The 18,883-nt window shown below is 33.6% G+C and carries 13 protein-coding genes; 10 read left to right on the top strand and 3 right to left on the bottom strand.

Annotated features, from left to right (window positions below):
- The first annotated feature begins 77 nt into the window (after positions 1-77).
- From U6A24_RS05755 to U6A24_RS05740, 4 genes are all read left to right on the top strand, one after another.
- A complete protein-coding gene (locus U6A24_RS05755) occupies positions 78-4,526 on the top strand; it encodes an amino acid adenylation domain-containing protein (RefSeq protein ID WP_324178978.1) in 4,449 nt (1,482 codons plus the stop codon).
- Between the two features lie 37 nt (positions 4,527-4,563).
- The gene (locus tag U6A24_RS05750) at positions 4,564-6,504 is read left to right on the top strand and encodes an alpha/beta fold hydrolase (protein WP_324178977.1); all 1,941 of its coding nucleotides are present in this window, start codon (positions 4,564-4,566) and stop codon (positions 6,502-6,504) included.
- Positions 6,505-6,629: 125 nt separating this feature from the next.
- Positions 6,630-7,295: a 4'-phosphopantetheinyl transferase family protein gene (locus tag U6A24_RS05745; RefSeq protein WP_324178976.1), complete on the top strand. Its 666-nt coding sequence runs from the start codon at positions 6,630-6,632 to the stop codon at positions 7,293-7,295.
- Positions 7,296-7,435: 140 nt separating this feature from the next.
- Positions 7,436-8,530: a DUF2652 domain-containing protein gene (locus tag U6A24_RS05740; RefSeq protein ID WP_324178975.1), complete on the top strand. Its 1,095-nt coding sequence runs from the start codon at positions 7,436-7,438 to the stop codon at positions 8,528-8,530.
- On the opposite strand, the gene U6A24_RS05735 is transcribed toward U6A24_RS05740, so the two are convergent.
- Together U6A24_RS05735 and gldJ are read right to left on the bottom strand one after the other, a co-directional pair.
- Positions 8,516-9,802, bottom strand: coding sequence for a UDP-N-acetylmuramoyl-tripeptide--D-alanyl-D-alanine ligase (locus U6A24_RS05735; RefSeq protein WP_324178974.1), 1,287 nt, complete (start codon positions 9,800-9,802; stop codon positions 8,516-8,518). The genes U6A24_RS05740 and U6A24_RS05735 overlap by 15 nt on opposite strands.
- A gap of 81 nt (positions 9,803-9,883) precedes the next feature.
- The gene (gene gldJ / locus U6A24_RS05730; protein WP_324178973.1) at positions 9,884-11,560 is read right to left on the bottom strand and encodes a gliding motility lipoprotein GldJ; all 1,677 of its coding nucleotides are present in this window, start codon (positions 11,558-11,560) and stop codon (positions 9,884-9,886) included.
- Between the two features lie 606 nt (positions 11,561-12,166).
- Here gldJ and porV point away from each other — a divergent pair.
- The 6 genes from porV to U6A24_RS05700 all read left to right on the top strand — a co-directional run bounded on the left by porV (position 12,167) and on the right by U6A24_RS05700 (position 18,439).
- Positions 12,167-13,321, top strand: coding sequence for a type IX secretion system outer membrane channel protein PorV (porV, locus tag U6A24_RS05725; protein WP_324178972.1), 1,155 nt, complete (start codon positions 12,167-12,169; stop codon positions 13,319-13,321).
- Positions 13,322-13,423: 102 nt separating this feature from the next.
- Positions 13,424-13,906: a cytidine deaminase gene (locus U6A24_RS05720; protein ID WP_324178971.1), complete on the top strand. Its 483-nt coding sequence runs from the start codon at positions 13,424-13,426 to the stop codon at positions 13,904-13,906.
- Between the two features lie 150 nt (positions 13,907-14,056).
- Positions 14,057-15,058 carry a pyruvate dehydrogenase (acetyl-transferring) E1 component subunit alpha gene (gene pdhA, locus U6A24_RS05715; protein ID WP_324178970.1) on the top strand — a complete coding sequence of 334 codons (1,002 nt, stop codon included), beginning with the start codon at positions 14,057-14,059 and terminating at the stop codon, positions 15,056-15,058.
- Between the two features lie 3 nt (positions 15,059-15,061).
- Complete coding sequence (locus U6A24_RS05710) at positions 15,062-16,666, top strand: pyruvate dehydrogenase complex dihydrolipoamide acetyltransferase (RefSeq protein WP_324178969.1); 1,605 nt, start codon at positions 15,062-15,064, stop codon at positions 16,664-16,666.
- A gap of 79 nt (positions 16,667-16,745) precedes the next feature.
- Positions 16,746-17,717 (top strand): M20/M25/M40 family metallo-hydrolase, encoded by a 972-nt coding sequence (locus U6A24_RS05705; RefSeq protein WP_324178968.1) that lies wholly within the window; start codon positions 16,746-16,748, stop codon positions 17,715-17,717.
- A 41-nt stretch (positions 17,718-17,758) separates the two neighbouring features.
- Positions 17,759-18,439 carry an SDR family NAD(P)-dependent oxidoreductase gene (locus U6A24_RS05700; protein WP_324178967.1) on the top strand — a complete coding sequence of 227 codons (681 nt, stop codon included), beginning with the start codon at positions 17,759-17,761 and terminating at the stop codon, positions 18,437-18,439.
- A 17-nt stretch (positions 18,440-18,456) separates the two neighbouring features.
- On the opposite strand, the gene U6A24_RS05695 is transcribed toward U6A24_RS05700, so the two are convergent.
- Positions 18,457-18,816 carry a hypothetical protein gene (locus tag U6A24_RS05695; RefSeq protein WP_324178966.1) on the bottom strand — a complete coding sequence of 120 codons (360 nt, stop codon included), beginning with the start codon at positions 18,814-18,816 and terminating at the stop codon, positions 18,457-18,459.
- Positions 18,817-18,883: the final 67 nt, after the last annotated feature.

Raw genomic sequence — 18,883 nt, 5'->3', positions numbered from 1 at the left:
CATTTTTTTCGGTTTCTATTTACTCTTGGGGTCAAGAGTGATAAATACCTTACTAATTTATTAGAGTTTTTTTAGATATGAGATTGACACTTCCACAACAAGATGTCTATTTTGAGCAATTGCTATATCCCAATGAACCTATTTATAACATTGGAGCCAAAATAGCCATCAGAGGTAACATACAATATGAAATATTAAACCAGGCATATATAGCACTAATAAATCAACATGATGCTTATAGAAGCATTATTATTGATAACTGTGAAAATGGTGAATTACAGATTTTACCAACACATAACTCTAATTTGGGGTTTAAAGATTTTTCAACTAATAATGATGCTGATATATTGGCAAATCAATATATGCAAGAAGCATTTATTACTCCTTTTGATCTAAGAAAAAAAGAGTTGCTCCACAAATTTATCTTAATAAAAGTGGATGCGCAATCATACTATCTGTTCTCTGTATATCATCATATTATCACCGATGGTTGGGGAACTTCATTGATGTTTCAAAGATTGGTGAGTAACTATAATGAACTTATTGAACACGGGCAAATACAGACTCAATATCCTTATAGTTATGAAAATTTTGTTGATGATGATGAGAACTATCACAAATCTGACGATTTTTTAGCTAACAAAGAGTATTGGACAAAAAAATTCGAAAAACTTCCAACACATCTTTTCGAAAAAATTGATGATACAATCGATATTAATAAAAGTAAGAGAAAAGAAGTAGTAGTCAAGAGAACCACGTATAATCGTTTAGAGACGTTGGCAAAGCAATATCGTAGTTCAACTTTTCATATTATTTTAGGGATTTTGTATCTGTATTTTGGTAGAAAACATCAAAATGAAGATTTTGCAATTGGGCTTCCGGTATTAAATCGTAGTAAATCAATTTTCAAAAAAACAGTAGGCTTATTTATGGGCGTAAACGCGCTGCGTATGCAATTGGATTTTGAAAATACTTTCGAAGAGTTAATTCTTAATATTAGACAGCAATTACGCCAAGATTATCGACATCAAAGATTTCCGCTAGGTAAGTTAGTTCAGGAGTTAAGACTTTTTGAACAAAAAAATCGCTTGTTCGATATTACTTTATCCTACGAAAAACAAAACTATGCAGGTCATTTTAAAAATACAGAAACAAGGGTGATCCCATTAACCCATCAATCCGAACGTGTAGCGCTTGCTATATACATAAGGGAATTTGATGAAAAAGAAGATGTAAAGATCGATTTTGATTACAATATCAATTTTTTTAATGAAAACTCGATCCAACAGGTAGCAATGCATTTTGAAAAACTTATTGAAGAAATAAATATTAATCCTCAAAAAAAGCTATCAGAGTATCAATATATAACATCGCAAGAAGAGAAACGATTGTTGCACTCATTTAATCAAACAGAAGTTGATTACCCGAAAGATGCAACATTATTAACTTTTTTTAAGAATCAGGTCGAAAAAAGACCATACCATCCTGCCATACAGGATAAAACCAATGTTTATAGTTATGAAGAGTTAGATGCTTTATCCAATAGAGTGGCCAACTATTTGTTGCGCAATTATGGTGTGGGTAATCAATCGCCAATTGCTGTTCTTATGGAGCGATCTGCAGATCTTGTAGTCATATTGTTGGGAGTTCTTAAATCGGGGAGACCATACATTCCTCTGGATCCAAGCTTTCCTAAAGAACGTTTACGTTATATTCTTAAACATAGTGAAGTAGAGTGCATTATTGGAGAGGAAGAGCTACAATCTAATTTAAGAACACAAGCAGATGTAATCAACGTATATTCTTTATTGCATTCAGATATGGTTGATGAATCCCTTAATCTCGTTGAAATTAGGCCATCCCGAACTGCTTATGTAATATACACTTCAGGATCCACAGGAAAACCAAAGGGAGTGGTCATCGGTCATCAATCTTTGCTTAATTTTTTATTAAGTATACAAGAAGAACCAAAGATAGATTCTCGTGATGTTTTGTTTTCGGTTACCACACAATCTTTTGATATTTCTATTCTTGAGTTTTTTGTGCCGTTAATTTCGGGTGCAACATTACATGTAGCCGGAAAAGAAATTCTAAATGATCCTTTAGGTTTAATAAAAGAAATAAAACAAATACAACCAACCATAATACAGGCTACTCCGAGTTTTTACCAAATGTTGTTCAACGCGGGTTGGGAAGGAGAAAAAGAGTTAAAGGTATTATGTGGGGGAGATCTTCTTAGTGAATCTTTGGCCAAGAACTTGCTACAAACATGTTCTGAAGTATGGAATATGTACGGGCCTACAGAAACAACGATATGGTCAAGTATAAAAAAAATAGAAAAACCAGAAGATGCATCAAACATTGGTAAGGCAATACACAATACTCAGTTTTATATATTAGATAAATCTCAAAATTTGTTACCAGAAGGTATTGTAGGAGATATTTATATTGGTGGTGACGGGTTGGCAAAAGGATATTTTAAAAATAAGTCTCTCACTTCTCAAAAATTCATTAGAAATCCATTTCAAAAAAAGTCAAAAATTTATAACACCGGTGATATTGGAAGATGGAATGATAAAGGTGAAATAGAATTTTTTGGAAGAAATGATAACCAGGTTAAAATAAGGGGGTATCGTATAGAGCTTGGAGAAATTGAAACGAAGCTTAACGACCATTATGCTATAAAATCATCGGTCGTGATTGCAAAAAAGAGCAAAAATCAAGAAGCGGCGTTGGTGGCCTATGTGATTCCTGATAAAGATGAAATTGAGGTAAATGAGATTTTAGGTGCTCTTAGGGAAGAATTACCTGATTATATGATTCCTGGTACAATAGTTTCAATTAAAAAATTCCCATTAACTCCCAATAAAAAGATAGATAGAAAAGCTTTAACCCAATTAGAGATAGGTTCAATTTTGGACAAATCAAAGTATAAAAAGCCTACCACCGATTTAGAGATCAAATTATGTAAATACTATGGCGAAGTCTTAAAAATTGACACTCAAATAGGAATAGAAGATAACTTTTTTAGGCTAGGAGGACACTCTCTTAATGCAGTACGCTTAATTGGAAAAATTGAAAAAAACCTGGGGTATCAAATTTCACTAAAGACCATTTTTGATCATCCAACAGTCCAGTCATTAACAAGTTTTCTGAAAGAAAAAGAATCTCAGAACTTAGAGGCCATACCCTTGGCTCAAGAAAACACTCATTATCCAATCACTTTACCGCAATACGCCATATGGCTGGCTTCATTTCAAAGTGAAAAATCGGTAGCATATAATATGTTTAGGTCATATAATGTAGAAGGTAAATTTGATTTGTCTTTGCTGGAAGAAGCTTTTAAAAAAACAATAGAGAAATATGAAGCTTTAAGAACTAATTTTTTAGAGATCGATGGTTCTCCTTGTCAAGTCATAAAATCAAATGATGATATTTTTTTTAAAGCCGATCATTTTATTGTTGAAGATTCTAAATTAAAAAAAGAACTAGAAACATATGCAAACCACGAGTTTGACCTTAAAAAAGAAACATTAATTCGTCTTGGGTTGTTTGAAACGACAAAAGGGTATAAAACTTTACTATTTGTTACACACCATATTATTATGGATGGGTGGTCTCTTGAGGTTTTGATAAAAGAAGTAGTAGACTCTTATGGACTTTTAATAGTAGGAAGTGATAAAAAACGAAAGAAACCGGATATACAGTTTAAAGATTATGCTACTTGGCAACACAAAATAGAACAAGAAAGTAAACCCGCTAATCGTAAATTTTGGAAAGATTATTTGAACAATTATAAATGGGAGAGCCTAATATCATATGATAAAGACGAATCGTTAAGCAAGAAATTTTCTGGCAGCTTTTATCATTTCAATTGGGATAAAATGTTTTTGAATAAACTTAATGAGACTGCGCTTAGTCAAAAAATTACGCTCCATACATTACTTGCAACCACATTTAATGTATTGATTCATAAGATGCAAAAGTTAGATGATATATGCATTGGAACTATAAACTCGGGAAGGCCTTTTTCAGATTTACATTCACAAATAGGAATGTTTGTAAAAACATTACCGTTACGGTCAAAGATACATCCCGATCAATTGATTTCAGATTTTTTTGAACAAGTGCAAAAGGATATGTTGGCTATAGATGAGCATCAGGACATCCCAGAAGATATTTTAAGCAAGCTCAGGGTAGAAGCAATATTGGTCCTGCAAAACCCAACATTCAATTATGAGAAGATTGAGGTAAGTCATGACTTTGTCCTAAAGTTCAATCCTGTAAATGCAAAATATAGCAGATTGCCTTTATTGTTTAGTTTTTCTATAAATGAAAAGCATTTGAATGGTTCTGTATATTATGATACTAGCAAATATGAAACTGCTACTATAGAGTTATTAACTCAGAAATTCAAAAAGACTTTAGAGGCAGTTATAAATAACCCTTTTGTCTCTATTAATGAACTAGATATTGCTTTGGATTTTGAAAAACAAGAGACAATTGAAATAGATTTCAGTTTTTAGTAATCATTTATTCAATAACCCACCTTTACCAAATACTATGAGATTTTACAACAAAATGAAAAGAATGCTAATCATTATTGGTATTATGCTATTCAATATGCTTTCTGGGCAAAATACAAGCTTTGAAAAGACTACTTCCTTCTACCCAAACTCTAAAACTTTGAAGAATGATAACATCATTTGGGGATATCTTACGGTTCCCGAAGATTGGAACAATCCCAAAAGTAATAAGATTAAGATTGCAGTTTCAGTTTTAAAAAACACTTCTAATAGGGATTCGAATAATGCGGTAGTATTTATACAAGGAGGGCCTGGTGCCAAGGGGGTGGATAATATGGGATTTTGGCGTAAACATGATTTACGTCAAAATAATGATATTGTGTTATTTGATATTAGGGGTACCGGCTTTTCAAAACCGAGATTATGTCCAGATTTAGGGAAGACCTTTTTGGATATTTTGGCAAAAAATCAATCTGCTGAAGAAGATGAAAAACAAAAAGCAATTGCTGCCTTATCTTGCAAAAAAGATCTTCAAGATCGAGAGGTAGATATTAATGCATATCACAGCTTTTCGGTTGCAAAAGATTTACATGCATTAAAACAACAGCTCGGATATCGAATTTGGAATGTTTATGGGGTGTCATATGGAACCTATATGGCTCAGGTATATGCCAGCGAATATCCCAATGATATTAAAGCAATGTTGTTAGACTCCTCTATTAATGATATAACTTCATATTATACCAAAAACACTACGAATTACATTAATAGCCTTTTAAAAGTCTTTAAAAAATGTTCGAATGATGAAGAATGTAACGAAGAATATCCAAATTTGGAGAGTGTGTATTATAAAGTGATAGAGAGTTTAGAAAAAACACCCATTACAGTATCGGTAGATAAAAAAATAGTTGATAGTGGTACATTCACATATAATTCTGAAGACTTTAAAATCGCCATCCAACAAGCTTTGTATCATAAAAAACTAATAGAGATAGTTCCATTATTAATTTATCAGTTTCAAAATAGAAATGAAAAGGCTTTGGGAAATTTGGTAGCTGCATTTTCCAGTTTATTAAGTATGGACTATGGAGTCTATTATTGTGTAAGTTGTACCGAAACACTTCCTGTGAATAATAGAATAGAGTATAACGAAGATGCAAAAAGTTACAAAGGACTAAATGGAGGAGTGTCTTTTTATAAATCCGATTTCAAGGTCTGTGAAAAATGGAATTTGAATAATGGAAACTCTTTGCAGAAATTAGATTATTCAAGTTTATCGAGTGTGTCATTCCCAGTATTGATCCTTGCAGGAGAATATGATCCAATTACTCCTATGGAGAATGGAGAAAAAACGGCAAATAATTTTTATAATTCATATTATGTGCCTGCTCCTTCATTAGGCCATGTACCAAGTTTTACAAAAGAAGGAGCATTGGTAGCGAAAACATTTATTAACAAACCCTATCAACAACCAAATTCGGAGGCCTTCGCAAATAACTCTGAGGTAAGTTTTGTGAAAGATGTATTTATTAACTCAGGAGTTTCAAATATAGGGAACAGTTTAAGTGAATTTAATCTCATTTTTTTATCCCCACTTTTTATTGCTTTACTATTAATGACAATATTTGTTGTCACTTATATAATTAAGCTCTTACGCAAAAAGTATAAATCGACACCCGATAAGATTATTAGAATTTCAAGTCTACTTACTTCGATTTTCGGAATAACGGGTTTAATATTCATAGTATTGGCATTAATCAAAGTAGCGGGTCAGAATTATTTCATTTTGGCTTTTGGCTTACCAAATGACTTCAATTATATCTTTACATTATTTATGATTTTTACTGTATTACTAACAATTACACTGCTGTACTTCATAATTCAAATAAGAAGAATAAAGGATAGAAGTATTGTTTTCTCATTAATATTTTCAAATGTTTTACTTATGACATATTTGTTTTACTGGGGAGTTTTCTAATAAAATTACTATTATAATTAATTGATAAATTGTAAAAAAGTAGTTTTTGCAAGTGTTTGAGCAATTTGAACTCCAATTCTCTACTATTGGTTAAACAATAAGACAATTATAATCTTCTAAGATCAATGACTCGAATATTATATTCTTATATCAAAGAAAAGAATCATAACTTCTTAATAAAAGAATGGTTACCCAGGTTCCCTAAAAGCTTTCAGGAAAAAGTATTGCGATATAGAAGATGGCAAGATGCACAATTGTCTTTATTAGGAAGGTTATTATTGAAACAAGGACTTAAAGACTATGGTATTGTGTGTAACAATGAGCTCAATATGCATTATACCTCTTACAACAAACCATATTTTATCGATTTAGAGGTTGAATTTAATATTTCTCATTCAGGTGATATTGTTGTGTGTGCGATTACACAAAATAATGATATTGGTATTGATATCGAAATAGTTAAAAACATAGAAGTTGAGGATTTTAAAAATCAAATGACATCGTTAGAGTGGCAGCGTATTATATCTTCGGGTGATATCAAAAACTCTTTTTTTAACTATTGGACACAAAAAGAAGCGGTTATAAAGGCACATGGTATGGGACTATCGGTACCATTGAAGTCTTTTGAAATTATAAACAATCACACGATTATCGATACGGAAAATTTTTACGTGAAAGAAGTTGTATTAGATCAGGAGTATAAATGCCATCTGGCATTTAAAAATACATCAAATCCGGTAATTTCAAATCCTATACGAGTTAATGTTCTTGATATGAAATATACTTATTAGTAAACGTTAAGTGTACTCAATGTTATCTTTAGAGTTGACCTTGTTCTAAAAATGTGTGATTGAGTAAAACTGGAGCCCGAACATATGTTTGGGCTCTTTTGTTTTGTACGTGGTTCATTTTAATTCATTACATTTATTAAATGATGAATTCCCTACTTTTTATTCCTGATATTTCTGGTTTTACATATTTTGTACAAAATACCGAAATAGAACATAGTCAACATGTAATTTCGGAGTTATTGGAAGTTCTTATTAATGCTAATACGCAAAACTTAAAGCTGGCAGAGGTAGAGGGGGACGCATTATTTTTTTATAAAGAAAATGAAATTCCTTCTCAGGAAAAACTTCTGGCACAGATAGAGACAATGTTTACGGCATTTTATAGTCATCTCAAGCTATTAGAGAAAAATCGTATTTGTCCTTGCAATGCTTGTGCTACGGCTCCTAATTTACAACTTAAAATTATCGTTCATTGTGGCGAGTTACAGTTTATTACAGTTCAGGAAAAAAGAAAACCATTTGGACAAGTGGTGATTGAAGCGCATAGATTGCTTAAGAATTCGATTCCAAGTGATCATTATGCCTTATTGAGTGAGAATGTTGCAAAAACAATTGGCCTCCCGGTTAGTTATAAAAGTAAATTGTATCATTTCAATCAAGGGGTGGATACTTATGATAGCAATGAAATTCGATATTTATTTTCTGAAATAAATAAAAAGAACTTAAAACTAAATCCATTCGCCATACCAGAGGTGGTGGATTTTAAAAATCCACCAAGTATTATTTTTGTAAAAGAGTTTGATGTAACCGCAGCCGAATTGTTTGAATATGTTACCAACTATAGCTATCGGCATTATTGGGTTAAGGGAGTGAATAAATTTGAGTATAACCCTGATGAGGTAACTAGATTAGGGACCGAACATGTATGTGTAATTGATGGAAAGCATTTTAATTTCACCACGGTTACAAAGAAAACAGATCCTTGTAACTTGATTTACGGAGAGCGCACTACCGATTTGCCTCTGGACGAATTGTATCAGTTTTTTATTATCAAGGCAGTATCTGAACATTCTTGCCAAATGACTGTAGAAGTATATCCTAAGGCAAAGTCTTTGTTTAAAAAGATAGTATTAGCTATTCTAATAAAAAGAGGAATAAAAAAGTCTTTAAAAACATCACTAGATAATCTCAAAAAATTCGTAGAACAAGAAAATCTCGGTTTAAAGAAGATCTAGTATTCGTTCTAACTTCATGCCTCTGGATCCCTTAATAAGTAGTACACTTTTTTCATTTTTTGATGTAAAGGACCATTGGTCTTTTAACTCATCAAAAGATTTGTATTTCTTTATGCGCGAATCATCATTGGATATTTCATAAAAGTTACTTCCAATCAGATGTATTTCATTCACTTGGGTACTTGCAATTAATTCTGATATTTTTTGATGTTCACTGGATGCTTCCTTTCCTAATTCGAACATGTCTCCCAAAAAAGCAGATTTAAAAGAATATCCTTCCAGAAGATCAAAGTTTTGGATAGCTGCTTCCATGCTAGATGGATTGGCATTATAGGCATCTAGTATTACTATAAAATTACCATGTTCAATTATTTGAGATCGATTATTTGAAGGTATGTATTCTTCGATAGCGTTTTTTATTTGTTTTGGATCAATTTTAAAATAATCACCAATGGTAATAGCCGCAGCTATATTTGTGAAATTATAAGCTCCAATTAAATTACTTTGGATCGTTAACCCTTTATATAATACAACAACATTTGGATTTGTCTTTGTAAATAAGACTTTTACATCTTTTCCATAGTTTTGAGAAAAGGAGTAGGTCTTTAGGCCTTCAGAGGCTTTTTTAAGCTTTTTGTCTTGGGCATTAAGAAAAACCAATTTATCATTTTGTTTTAAGTGTTTATATAGTTCTGTTTTTCCTTTTAATACTCCTTCTATACCTCCAAATCCTTCGAGGTGAGCTTTACCAATGTTGGTAATATAACCAAAATCAGGTTTGGCAATAGAGCATAAAAAATCAATTTCTTTTTGATGATTAGCACCCATTTCGACAATTCCTATTTCGGTTTCTTCAGTCATCGAAAGTAGCGTTAGAGGAACTCCAATATGATTATTTAGATTACCTGTAGTAGCAGTAGTTTTAAATGTGCTTGATAGTACTTTGTTAATTAACTCTTTGGTAGTTGTTTTTCCATTACTTCCGGTTAATCCGATTATCGGAATTTTTAAATACTCTCTATGATATGTAGCTAGTTCTTGTAACGTTTTAAGAACATGATCAACCAAAATATGTTTGGAAGTTTTTTTAAACTTACCTTCATCAATAATGGCATATTTTGCACCAAGTTCTACAGCTTTATCTGCATAAGTGTTACCATTAAAATTATCACCTTTTAAAGCAAAAAATATGGTATTAGGTTTAATTTTTCGAGTATCTGTGCAGGCCCCTGCACTTTCTAAAAATAACTGATGGATCTGACTAATATTCATGAAACAAAAGTATATTAAAAAACCCTGAACAATAAATATGCACAGGGTTTTTTATTTATAACGAACTTTAATATTCTAAACTTATCTTCTTGGTTTTTGGTGTCTAGGTGTTTTTTTCTTTCTTGCTTTTGTACCTACTCTAGACATCGCGTTTCTGAAACCAATATAATCCGTAGCCATATCTTGCGGTAAGAACCTTCTTTGTGCAGGGTCCAACCAGTATGCTCTATCTTTCCAAGATCCACCTTTGTAAACTCTTACATTATCGTCTACAATGGTTGTTCTCTTACTAGATTCGTCATATCGTCTCTCTAGTTTTGTACTATCTTCAGCATCAGGACCTACATAGTGAATAGGAGCATTGTACATTCTTCTGTTAGGAAGGTTTTCATCTTGATACCCTTCAAAATATCTAGAAGAACTCTTGTCACCATCTCTGTAGTTTCTATTGTCACTATCAGTGAAGTTAGTCCTCATGTACGTATCTTCATCGGTAATGGGTACTTGTAATATTCCTCCTGGTAATACACGAGCAATAATTTTACCGTTACTTAATGTGTCATAAACGATAGAATCTGTCATTACAACTTTTACAGTTCCGTCAGGATTAATAGCATTTTTAGTGTATACATTACCTCTGTAATAATTAAAGTCATTGTATTCATCATCTACTATAGGTCTGTATACATCTGCAACCCATTCTGCAACGTTTCCAGCCATATCATATAGGCCATAGTCATTTGGATCATATGATTTTACGGGAGCGGTGATATCAGCTCCATCGTCACTCCATCCGGCAATTCCTCCATAGTCACCATCTCCTTGCTTAAAGTTGGCTAACTGATCACCTCTACTTCTTCTTTTTCCAGATCTAGTATATTTTCCACTCCAAGGATACTTCTTTCTACCTCTGTAAATGTTATAACTTCTTATTTCAACAAGACCTAAAGCTGCATATTCCCATTCAGCCTCAGTAGGAAGTCTATATTTTGGAAGAAGTAATCCATCCTTACGTTGGATGTATAATCCTGTTGAGTCATTACGCTTTTCGTATTGTTCTGATTTTTTACCACCTCTAATGGCTTCATCATTTCCACCATATGTTTGAGATGGAGCATTTAAATAAGTTTCTGTATCAAAAGTACTTTCTGCAGAAACATCTTCAAAAGGAGCATTTTCTTTAATTACTTGCTCTTCTTCAAGAATTCTTTCATTTACACGATTTGTTCTCCAGTTACTAAATTCTACTGCTTGGATCCAATTTACACCTACTACAGGGTAATTAGCATAGGCTGGATGACGTAAATAATTATTTGTCATCATTTCATTAAAACCTAAGCGGTTTCTCCATACAAGGGTATCAGGAAGCGCTCCATAGTAAATATTTCTATATTTTGGCTCCGTTGGGGGGTAAACACCTTTTAACCAATCAAGATATTCCAAATACATGATGTTTGTAACCTCGGTTTCATCCATGTAAAATGATTGAACATGTTGTTGTGTAGGGGTGTTGTTCCAGTCATGCATAACATCGTCCTGTACACGACCCATAGTAAAAGTACCTCCTTCAATAAATACCAAACCTGGTCCTGTCTCTTGCTCTTTATAATTTGTTGCTACCTGGAAACCACCGTCTTTGGAGTTGTATTTCCAACCCGTGGCTCTAGAACTGCTTCCATAGTCGTTTTTAGTACAACTAAACAGTAAAACACTAACGGAAAGTGCCATCAGCGACCTAAAAATAAACGCTTTTTTCATAATCTTAAGTTCGTTAAAGTAGAATTAGGGCTCGCAATATAATAATAAACGTTAAATTTACCCCAAAATTTTTAAAATATTATCAATTCACAGTTTTTTATGAATTTCTAACGACTTTGGTTTAACGCAATATTTCTAAAAATATTATTTATGACCAAATAAAAACTGTAAAAAAAACACGCAGATTCTCAAATCATATTTTTTTGATTCATAAGCGTAAGATATAGCTTTGATAGGGGGTAATCTCAAAATAACACAGTTGTATATTTCTAAAATTATTTTTTTTGTTGGGATTACCTTTGTAATTCAAAGAAAATTTTATTCAAAAAGTCGAAGATTTAGAAATAATATTATAGTATACCTAAATCTAAATCGATTGATAGTTTAACCAGTAACATTGCCAGTAATAGGCTTTAATAAAAAAACAATAAGATCTTAAAAATTTTGTTTTCTTAAATAGGGTGTAAGGACAATAACATGTAATCTAAATATAAGATATTAGTAAATTATTCGTTAACATAAGAGTGAGCTGTAAAAAAATTAAATGGCTCATTATTTTTTAATCACTAAATAACTATATATTTGTCAAACTCAATTTTTGCAGGTATGAAAAAAACATTTATTCTTGGTCTTGTATTTTTAACACTATCAAAATTTAGCGCCAAGGCTCAAGATAACAGAGCAATTACTACTGCCACTCCATTTTTACTAATTGCCGCCGATGCTAGAGCAGCTGGTTTAGCGGATCAAGGAGTTGCCACTTCACCAGATGCATTTTCGCAACAATGGAACCCGGCTAAGTATGCATTTATCAAAAACAAGCAGGGAGTTGCCGTTAATTATACACCTTACCTTAGTAATCTTGTAAATGATATATTTTTAGGGAATTTAAATTATTACAACAGGATTACCGAACGTAGTGCAGTTGCCGCAAGTTTTAGATATTTTAGTTTAGGAGATATTGAGTTTAGGCAAACCGCTGATGGTGCAGCTAATACACAACGCCCAAACGAGTTTACTTTAGATCTTTCTTATGCTCTTAAACTGAGCGACCATTTTTCGATGGCTGTAGCTGGGCGTTATCTACGTTCAGATTTACGATTACAGACAGAGAATGCAGACGATGCTAGCGCTGCAGGAAGTTTTGGTGTAGATATCGCAGGTTTTTTCAGAAGTGAAGAAATAGCATTTAATTCTTTTAATGGTAGATGGAGAGCAGGAGCTGCAATTTCAAACCTTGGTCCTAAAATTAGTTATGATGATGCCGGTCAAGAGAATTTTATCCCAACAAACTTTAGATTAGGTGGTGCTTTTGATTTTATCTTGAATGATGAGAATAGAATTACGCCTTCGATAGAATTTAGTAAACTGTTGGTTCCAACTCCGCAAGATTTTGATGGAGATGGGGATATTGATGCCGAAGATAATATAGAATATCAGGATATAGACTCTTTTAGTGCTGTGTTCTCTTCTTGGGGAGACGCTGATGGAGGTTTTAGTGAAGAATTAAAGGAAATAACTTGGTCTCTTGCAGCAGAGTATATGTATCGAGATGTGTTCGCTTTTAGAACAGGATTTTTTCATGAGAGTGATGAAAAAGGGGCACGTCAGTTCTTATCATTAGGTTCTGGTTTTAGATATAACATTGTTAACCTTGATGTATCCTATTTGTTTTCCACTTCATCTGTTAGAAGTCCTCTAGAAGGAACACTTCGTTTTGGTCTTACATTCAATTTTGGAGATCAATACTACGATGATTAGATTGTAATAATAGTATTTAAGATATATAAAAAAGTATCAAACTTTAAAGTTTGATACTTTTTTTGTTTGTAGTACATTGTGATGCTATTTTAACTAAGAGAGATGAAGGAAATAGAGATCAAATCGGTATTACAAGTATATGATTCGTTTGATGAGTTGCCAGAAAACATTCAAGAATTAATGCATCAATCTATGATGATTCGTGATAAAGCCTATGCTCCATATTCAGAATTTTTGGTAGGTGCAGCAATCTTGTTAGAGAATGGTGAGGTGGTTTTGGGGAATAATCAAGAGAACGCCTGTTATCCATCGGGCCTTTGTGCAGAGCGTACTGCAATTTATTATGCCGGGGCCAATTATCCTGATGTTCCTGTTGTTGCTATGGCCTTATCTGCCAAATCATTAAAATATAAGCTTATTACACCTACACCTCCATGTGGTGCCTGTAGACAAGCTATTGCAGAATATGAACAAAAACAAGACAATCCAATAATCATTTATTTTATGGGAGAGACAGGAAAAGTGGTGAAATCTTCCTCTTTATCTAATTTATTACCTCTTATTTTTGATAATTCGTATTTATAACGTTTTCGTAGATTTTATTACAAAAACTCCTTTTCCCTTAATTTCGAATATGTTATTTTTGTTTTTCGTTCTGTTAGGAAAGAATCGGAAAAATTTTAATAATTACCATATTGGGTGATTAAAATGTTACACTTATCAGCACAATTGTAAATGAGAAAAATAACCAAAGAAGTTTACCTAAATTGGTATGAAGAAATGCTTTTCTGGAGGAAGTTTGAAGATAAACTTGCTCAAGTATATATTCAACAGAAAGTAAGAGGGTTTTTACACTTGTATAATGGTCAAGAAGCTATTCTAGCCGGGGCCTTACATGCTATGGACCTTACAAAGGATCGTATGATTACAGCTTATCGTAACCATGTACAGCCTATAGGTATGGGAGTTGATCCCAAACGCGTTATGGCCGAACTCTACGGAAAAGGAACAGGTACTTCTCAAGGGTTAGGAGGATCAATGCATATTTTCTCTAAAGAACATCGTTTTTATGGTGGTCATGGTATTGTTGGAGGACAAATCCCATTAGGAGCAGGTCTTGCCTTTGCTGATAAATACCATAAAAGAGATGCAGTTACGCTTACTTTTATGGGTGATGGAGCTACTCGCCAAGGTTCTCTTCATGAAACATTTAACTTGGCAATGCTATGGAACCTACCAGTAGTTTTTTGTGTAGAGAATAATGGATATGCAATGGGTACGTCTGTAGAAAGAACTGCAAATCATACAGATATTTGGAAACTTGGTTTAGGGTATGAAATGCCTTGTGGACCTGTTGATGCCATGAATCCGGTAAAAGTAGCCGAAGCTTTAGATGAGGCAATTACCAGAGCAAGAACAGGCGGAGGTCCAACATTCTTAGAACTTAAAACATATCGTTATAGAGGGCATTCTATGAGTGATGCTCAAAAATACAGAACTAAAGAAGAAGTCGCTGAATATCAAAAAATAGATCCAATTACTCAGGTATTGGACATTATAAAGGAGAAAAAATATGCAACCGATGAGGAAATTACTGTGATTGACAAGAGAGTAAAGGATCGCATTGCAGAATGTCAGAAATTTGCTGAAGAATCACCATTCCCAGAAAAGAATGTGATGTATGATGTAGTTTATGAACAAGAAGATTATCCATTTTTATCACACAAACCACAATAAAATATGGCTACAGTTATAAATATGCCGCGTTTGAGCGACACTATGGAAGAAGGAGTTGTTGCAAAGTGGCTTGTTAAGAAAGGAGATAAAATTAGTGAAGGAGATATCCTTGCCGAGATTGAAACTGATAAAGCTACTATGGAGTTCGAATCTTTTTATGAAGGAACATTGCTCCATATTGGGATTGAAGAAGGAGAAACAGCACCTGTAGATAAATTACTTGCCATAATTGGCGAAGAAGGTGAAGATATATCTGAATTACTTAATGGAAATTCGGCTTCTCAATCTGAAACATCGAAAGAAGAAAAGGTAGAAGAAACGGTACAAACTTCTAATGAGACAGAGGTTCCTGAAGGGGTTGAGATCATTACAATGCCTCGCCTTAGTGATACTATGGAAGAAGGTACCGTTGCTACTTGGCTTAAAAAAGTTGGTGATACAGTTGAAGAAGGGGATATTTTGGCCGAGATTGAAACTGATAAGGCTACCATGGAGTTCGAATCCTTTTATAATGGTACGCTGTTACACATTGGTATCGAAGAAGGTCAAACAGCACCTGTAGATGCGCTATTAGCTATTATTGGTCCAGCAGGCACAGATGTTTCCGGTCTTAAGGATGGGGTTGCAACCTCTCCATCTTCTGCAAAGCCAGAGACTCTGGTTGAAGAATCAAAAACCGAAACTAAACCGCAACCTGTAGCTACAACAACAGCAACAGGCGGCAGAATATTGGCTTCTCCATTGGCAAAAAAGATTGCTGCAGATAAAGGAATTGATCTTTCTCAAGTAAAAGGAACAGGAGAAAATGGCCGCATCGTAAAGAAGGATGTAGAATCATTTACGCCTGCAGCAGCTGTACGAACTTCTACTCCGGTTAAAGCAGAAACGGCCTCTCCAGCAGTGCAAGCGTTTGTCCCTGCCGGTGAAGTGAGTTTTGAAGAAGTGAATAATTCTCAAATGCGAAAAGCTATAGCCAAAAGTCTTTCGGCTTCAAAGTTTACAGCGCCGCATTATTATCTTACTATAGAAGTTGATATGCAAAACGCAATGGCTTCTCGTAAAAACATTAATGAGCTACCAGATACCAAAGTATCTTTTAACGATATGGTTGTGAAAGCCTGTGCAATGGCATTGCGTAAACACCCTCAAGTAAACACCCAGTGGACTGATACCGCTATCAAATATGCAAAACACATTAGTGTCGGGGTTGCCGTGGCAGTGCCAGACGGACTACTTGTGCCGGTTTTACCATTTACAGATCAAATGTCTTTGACACAAATTGGTGCCAAAGTAAAAGACTTGGCAGGTAGAGCAAGGAACAAAAAATTAACACCACAAGAGATGAGTGGTAGTACTTTTACTGTATCCAACCTGGGAATGTTTGGTATACAAGAGTTTACTTCGATTATTAATCAGCCTAATTCGGCAATTTTGTCGGTGGGAGCAATTGTTCAAAAACCGGTAGTTAAAGATGGTCAAATTGCCGTTGGTAATACCATGAAAGTTACCTTGGCTTGTGATCACAGAACTGTAGATGGTGCTACTGGTGCTCAGTTCTTACAGACATTACAACAATATCTTGAAAACCCGGTAACAATGCTGGCTTAGTTCAAGAGATTAAATATTTATAAAAAATCCCATTTCAGTCGAAGTGGGATTTTTTATCTTTAACCAAAACTATATACATATGCGACAGCTACTAAGTATACTTCTTGTTTCATTTTTTTTAATGAATTGCAAACAAACCACTTCTGCTCAACAACAAGTTCGAGAAGAAAAAGCGATACCGGTAAAGACAACAACATCTTCCGAAGTAAAAGATATTATGAGTTTTTTGGCTAGCGATGAATTGGCTGGAAGAAATACAGGGAGTGAGGGTTTAGAAAAGGCAGCTCAATTTATAGAGAGTGAATTTAAAGAATTTGGCTTGCTTCCATATTTTGATACCTATAGAAATGTTTTTGATGCCAAAGGGACCGAAACTTTTAATGTAGTTGGGTATTTAAAAGGAACAGATGAAAAACTTGCTAAAGAATTTATAATCATTGGTGCTCATTTTGATCATATAGGTTCAGGTAAAGATGTTAATGGGGATACCATTGCCAATGGCGCAAACGATAATGCAGCTGGTAGTACTGCTGTAATTTCTCTGGCAAAACAATTTGCTCAATTAAAAAATAATAAGAGAAGTATTCTTTTTGTGTTATTTGGTGCCGAAGAAATAGGATTGTTAGGATCTGCACATTTGGCAAAAGTACTTAAAGAAAAGAATTTGGATTTGTATACAATGGTTAACTTTGAAATGATAGGTGTTCCGTTAAATGAGAAAAGTTATAAGGCATACATTACTGGGTATGAAATATCCAATATGGCCGATAAAATTAATGAGTATGTTGGATCAGAGTTAATAGGGTTTTTTTCCAAAGCAAAAGAATTTCAGTTATTTAGAAGAAGTGATAACTATCCTTTTTACTCAGCTTTTAATGTGCCGTGTCAAACAGTTTCTACTTTTGATTTCACCAATTATAGCTATTATCATCATGTGGATGATGAGGTCTCTGAAATGGATTTTGAGTTTATGACAGAGTTAATTAATAGTTTTGTTCCTGCAATTACAAAAATGGCTAATTCTACACACAAAGAAATTAAATTGAACTAGAACTATTCTCGATTTTATAGCTTTGACTTTTAGATATAAATATGAAAAACATAATCATTACAGGGGCGAGTAGAGGTATTGGATTCGAGATGGCAAAGTTGTTCGCCGATGAAGGACACCAGGTTTTGGCATTATCTCGAAATGTTGTTCCTATAACTTCTCTTCGGCATAAAAATATACACACATTTTCTTTTGATATTTCAAAGTCTACTGATCTGGATAAGATGGTAGACTATATTTCAAAGCATTGGAGTCAGGTTGATGTTTTAATTAATAATGCAGGTAAATTGCTTAATAAGCCTTTTGAGAAATTATCTACCAAAGATTTTGAAGAAGTATATAAGGTAAACGTTTTTGGGGTTGCCGAAATCACGAGATTAATACTCCCTTTGATGAAATCGGGAAGTCACGTAGTGACCATTAGCAGCATGGGAGGGATTCAAGGTAGTATGAAATTTCCTGGTTTAGCGGCTTATAGTTCTAGTAAGGGTGCTGTTATTACTTTGAGCGAATTGCTTGCAGAGGAATATAAAGATAGGGGTATTGCTTTTAATGTTTTGGCTTTGGGAGCGGTGCAAACCGAAATGCTAGAAGAAGCTTTCCCAGGGTATAAAGCTCCATTAACTGCACTAGATATGGCTGCTCATATTAAGGCGTTTTCTTTAACCGGAAACAAATACTATAATGGCAAAGTGCTGCAAGTATCCAGCAGCACCCCGTAATAAGTTTTTATTCTAATTTAATAACCTGCTACATAGGCATTCTGCAAGCTTAAATATTTGTAGAATTGATCCACCGTAAATAGCTTTTTTAATTCTTCATTCTGAAAGTAAATCAGATTACTTAAACTTTTTGATTTTTCTCTTGCCGAGACATTAGATTGCAAAATTTTGTTTGCTTTTAGAGAATAGTTAAAAATTGACTTTTCTAAGGCCTTACTTGCTCGAATGGTTAGATTAAGCTCTTTTTGTAGTTCGATAGCTTTTTGCGAAGCCATCTGCTTTAGAATTTTTGCTTCATTTTTAGGTTCTTCAGTTTTAGTTTGTGCATTGCCCAAAGTGCACATAAAAAGAACAATAAGGGTAACTAGAATCCTCATAGTGTTGAGTTTTGTGGTTTGTGTTTAAGGATTTAAAAATATTAATATTTGATTAACAATGAGTTAA

It is taken from the genome of Aquimarina gracilis, from assembly GCF_035285365.1.
Lineage (GTDB): Bacteria > Bacteroidota > Bacteroidia > Flavobacteriales > Flavobacteriaceae > Aquimarina > Aquimarina gracilis.
This window is presented reverse-complemented; position numbering and strand designations above follow the sequence as displayed.

Bases quoted from the DNA above. Each gene is read 5' to 3' on its own strand.
- U6A24_RS05755 (WP_324178978.1), top strand. From the start codon at position 78: ATGAGATTGACACTTCCACAACAAGATGTCTATTTTGAGCAATTGCTA.
- U6A24_RS05750 (WP_324178977.1), top strand. From the start codon at position 4,564: ATGAGATTTTACAACAAAATGAAAAGAATGCTAATCATTATTGGTATT.
- U6A24_RS05745 (WP_324178976.1), top strand. From the start codon at position 6,630: ATGACTCGAATATTATATTCTTATATCAAAGAAAAGAATCATAACTTC.
- U6A24_RS05740 (WP_324178975.1), top strand. From the start codon at position 7,436: ATGATGAATTCCCTACTTTTTATTCCTGATATTTCTGGTTTTACATAT.
- U6A24_RS05735 (WP_324178974.1), bottom strand. From the start codon at position 9,802: ATGAATATTAGTCAGATCCATCAGTTATTTTTAGAAAGTGCAGGGGCC.
- gldJ (WP_324178973.1), bottom strand. From the start codon at position 11,560: ATGAAAAAAGCGTTTATTTTTAGGTCGCTGATGGCACTTTCCGTTAGT.
- porV (WP_324178972.1), top strand. From the start codon at position 12,167: ATGAAAAAAACATTTATTCTTGGTCTTGTATTTTTAACACTATCAAAA.
- U6A24_RS05720 (WP_324178971.1), top strand. From the start codon at position 13,424: ATGAAGGAAATAGAGATCAAATCGGTATTACAAGTATATGATTCGTTT.
- pdhA (WP_324178970.1), top strand. From the start codon at position 14,057: ATGAGAAAAATAACCAAAGAAGTTTACCTAAATTGGTATGAAGAAATG.
- U6A24_RS05710 (WP_324178969.1), top strand. From the start codon at position 15,062: ATGGCTACAGTTATAAATATGCCGCGTTTGAGCGACACTATGGAAGAA.
- U6A24_RS05705 (WP_324178968.1), top strand. From the start codon at position 16,746: ATGCGACAGCTACTAAGTATACTTCTTGTTTCATTTTTTTTAATGAAT.
- U6A24_RS05700 (WP_324178967.1), top strand. From the start codon at position 17,759: ATGAAAAACATAATCATTACAGGGGCGAGTAGAGGTATTGGATTCGAG.
- U6A24_RS05695 (WP_324178966.1), bottom strand. From the start codon at position 18,816: ATGAGGATTCTAGTTACCCTTATTGTTCTTTTTATGTGCACTTTGGGC.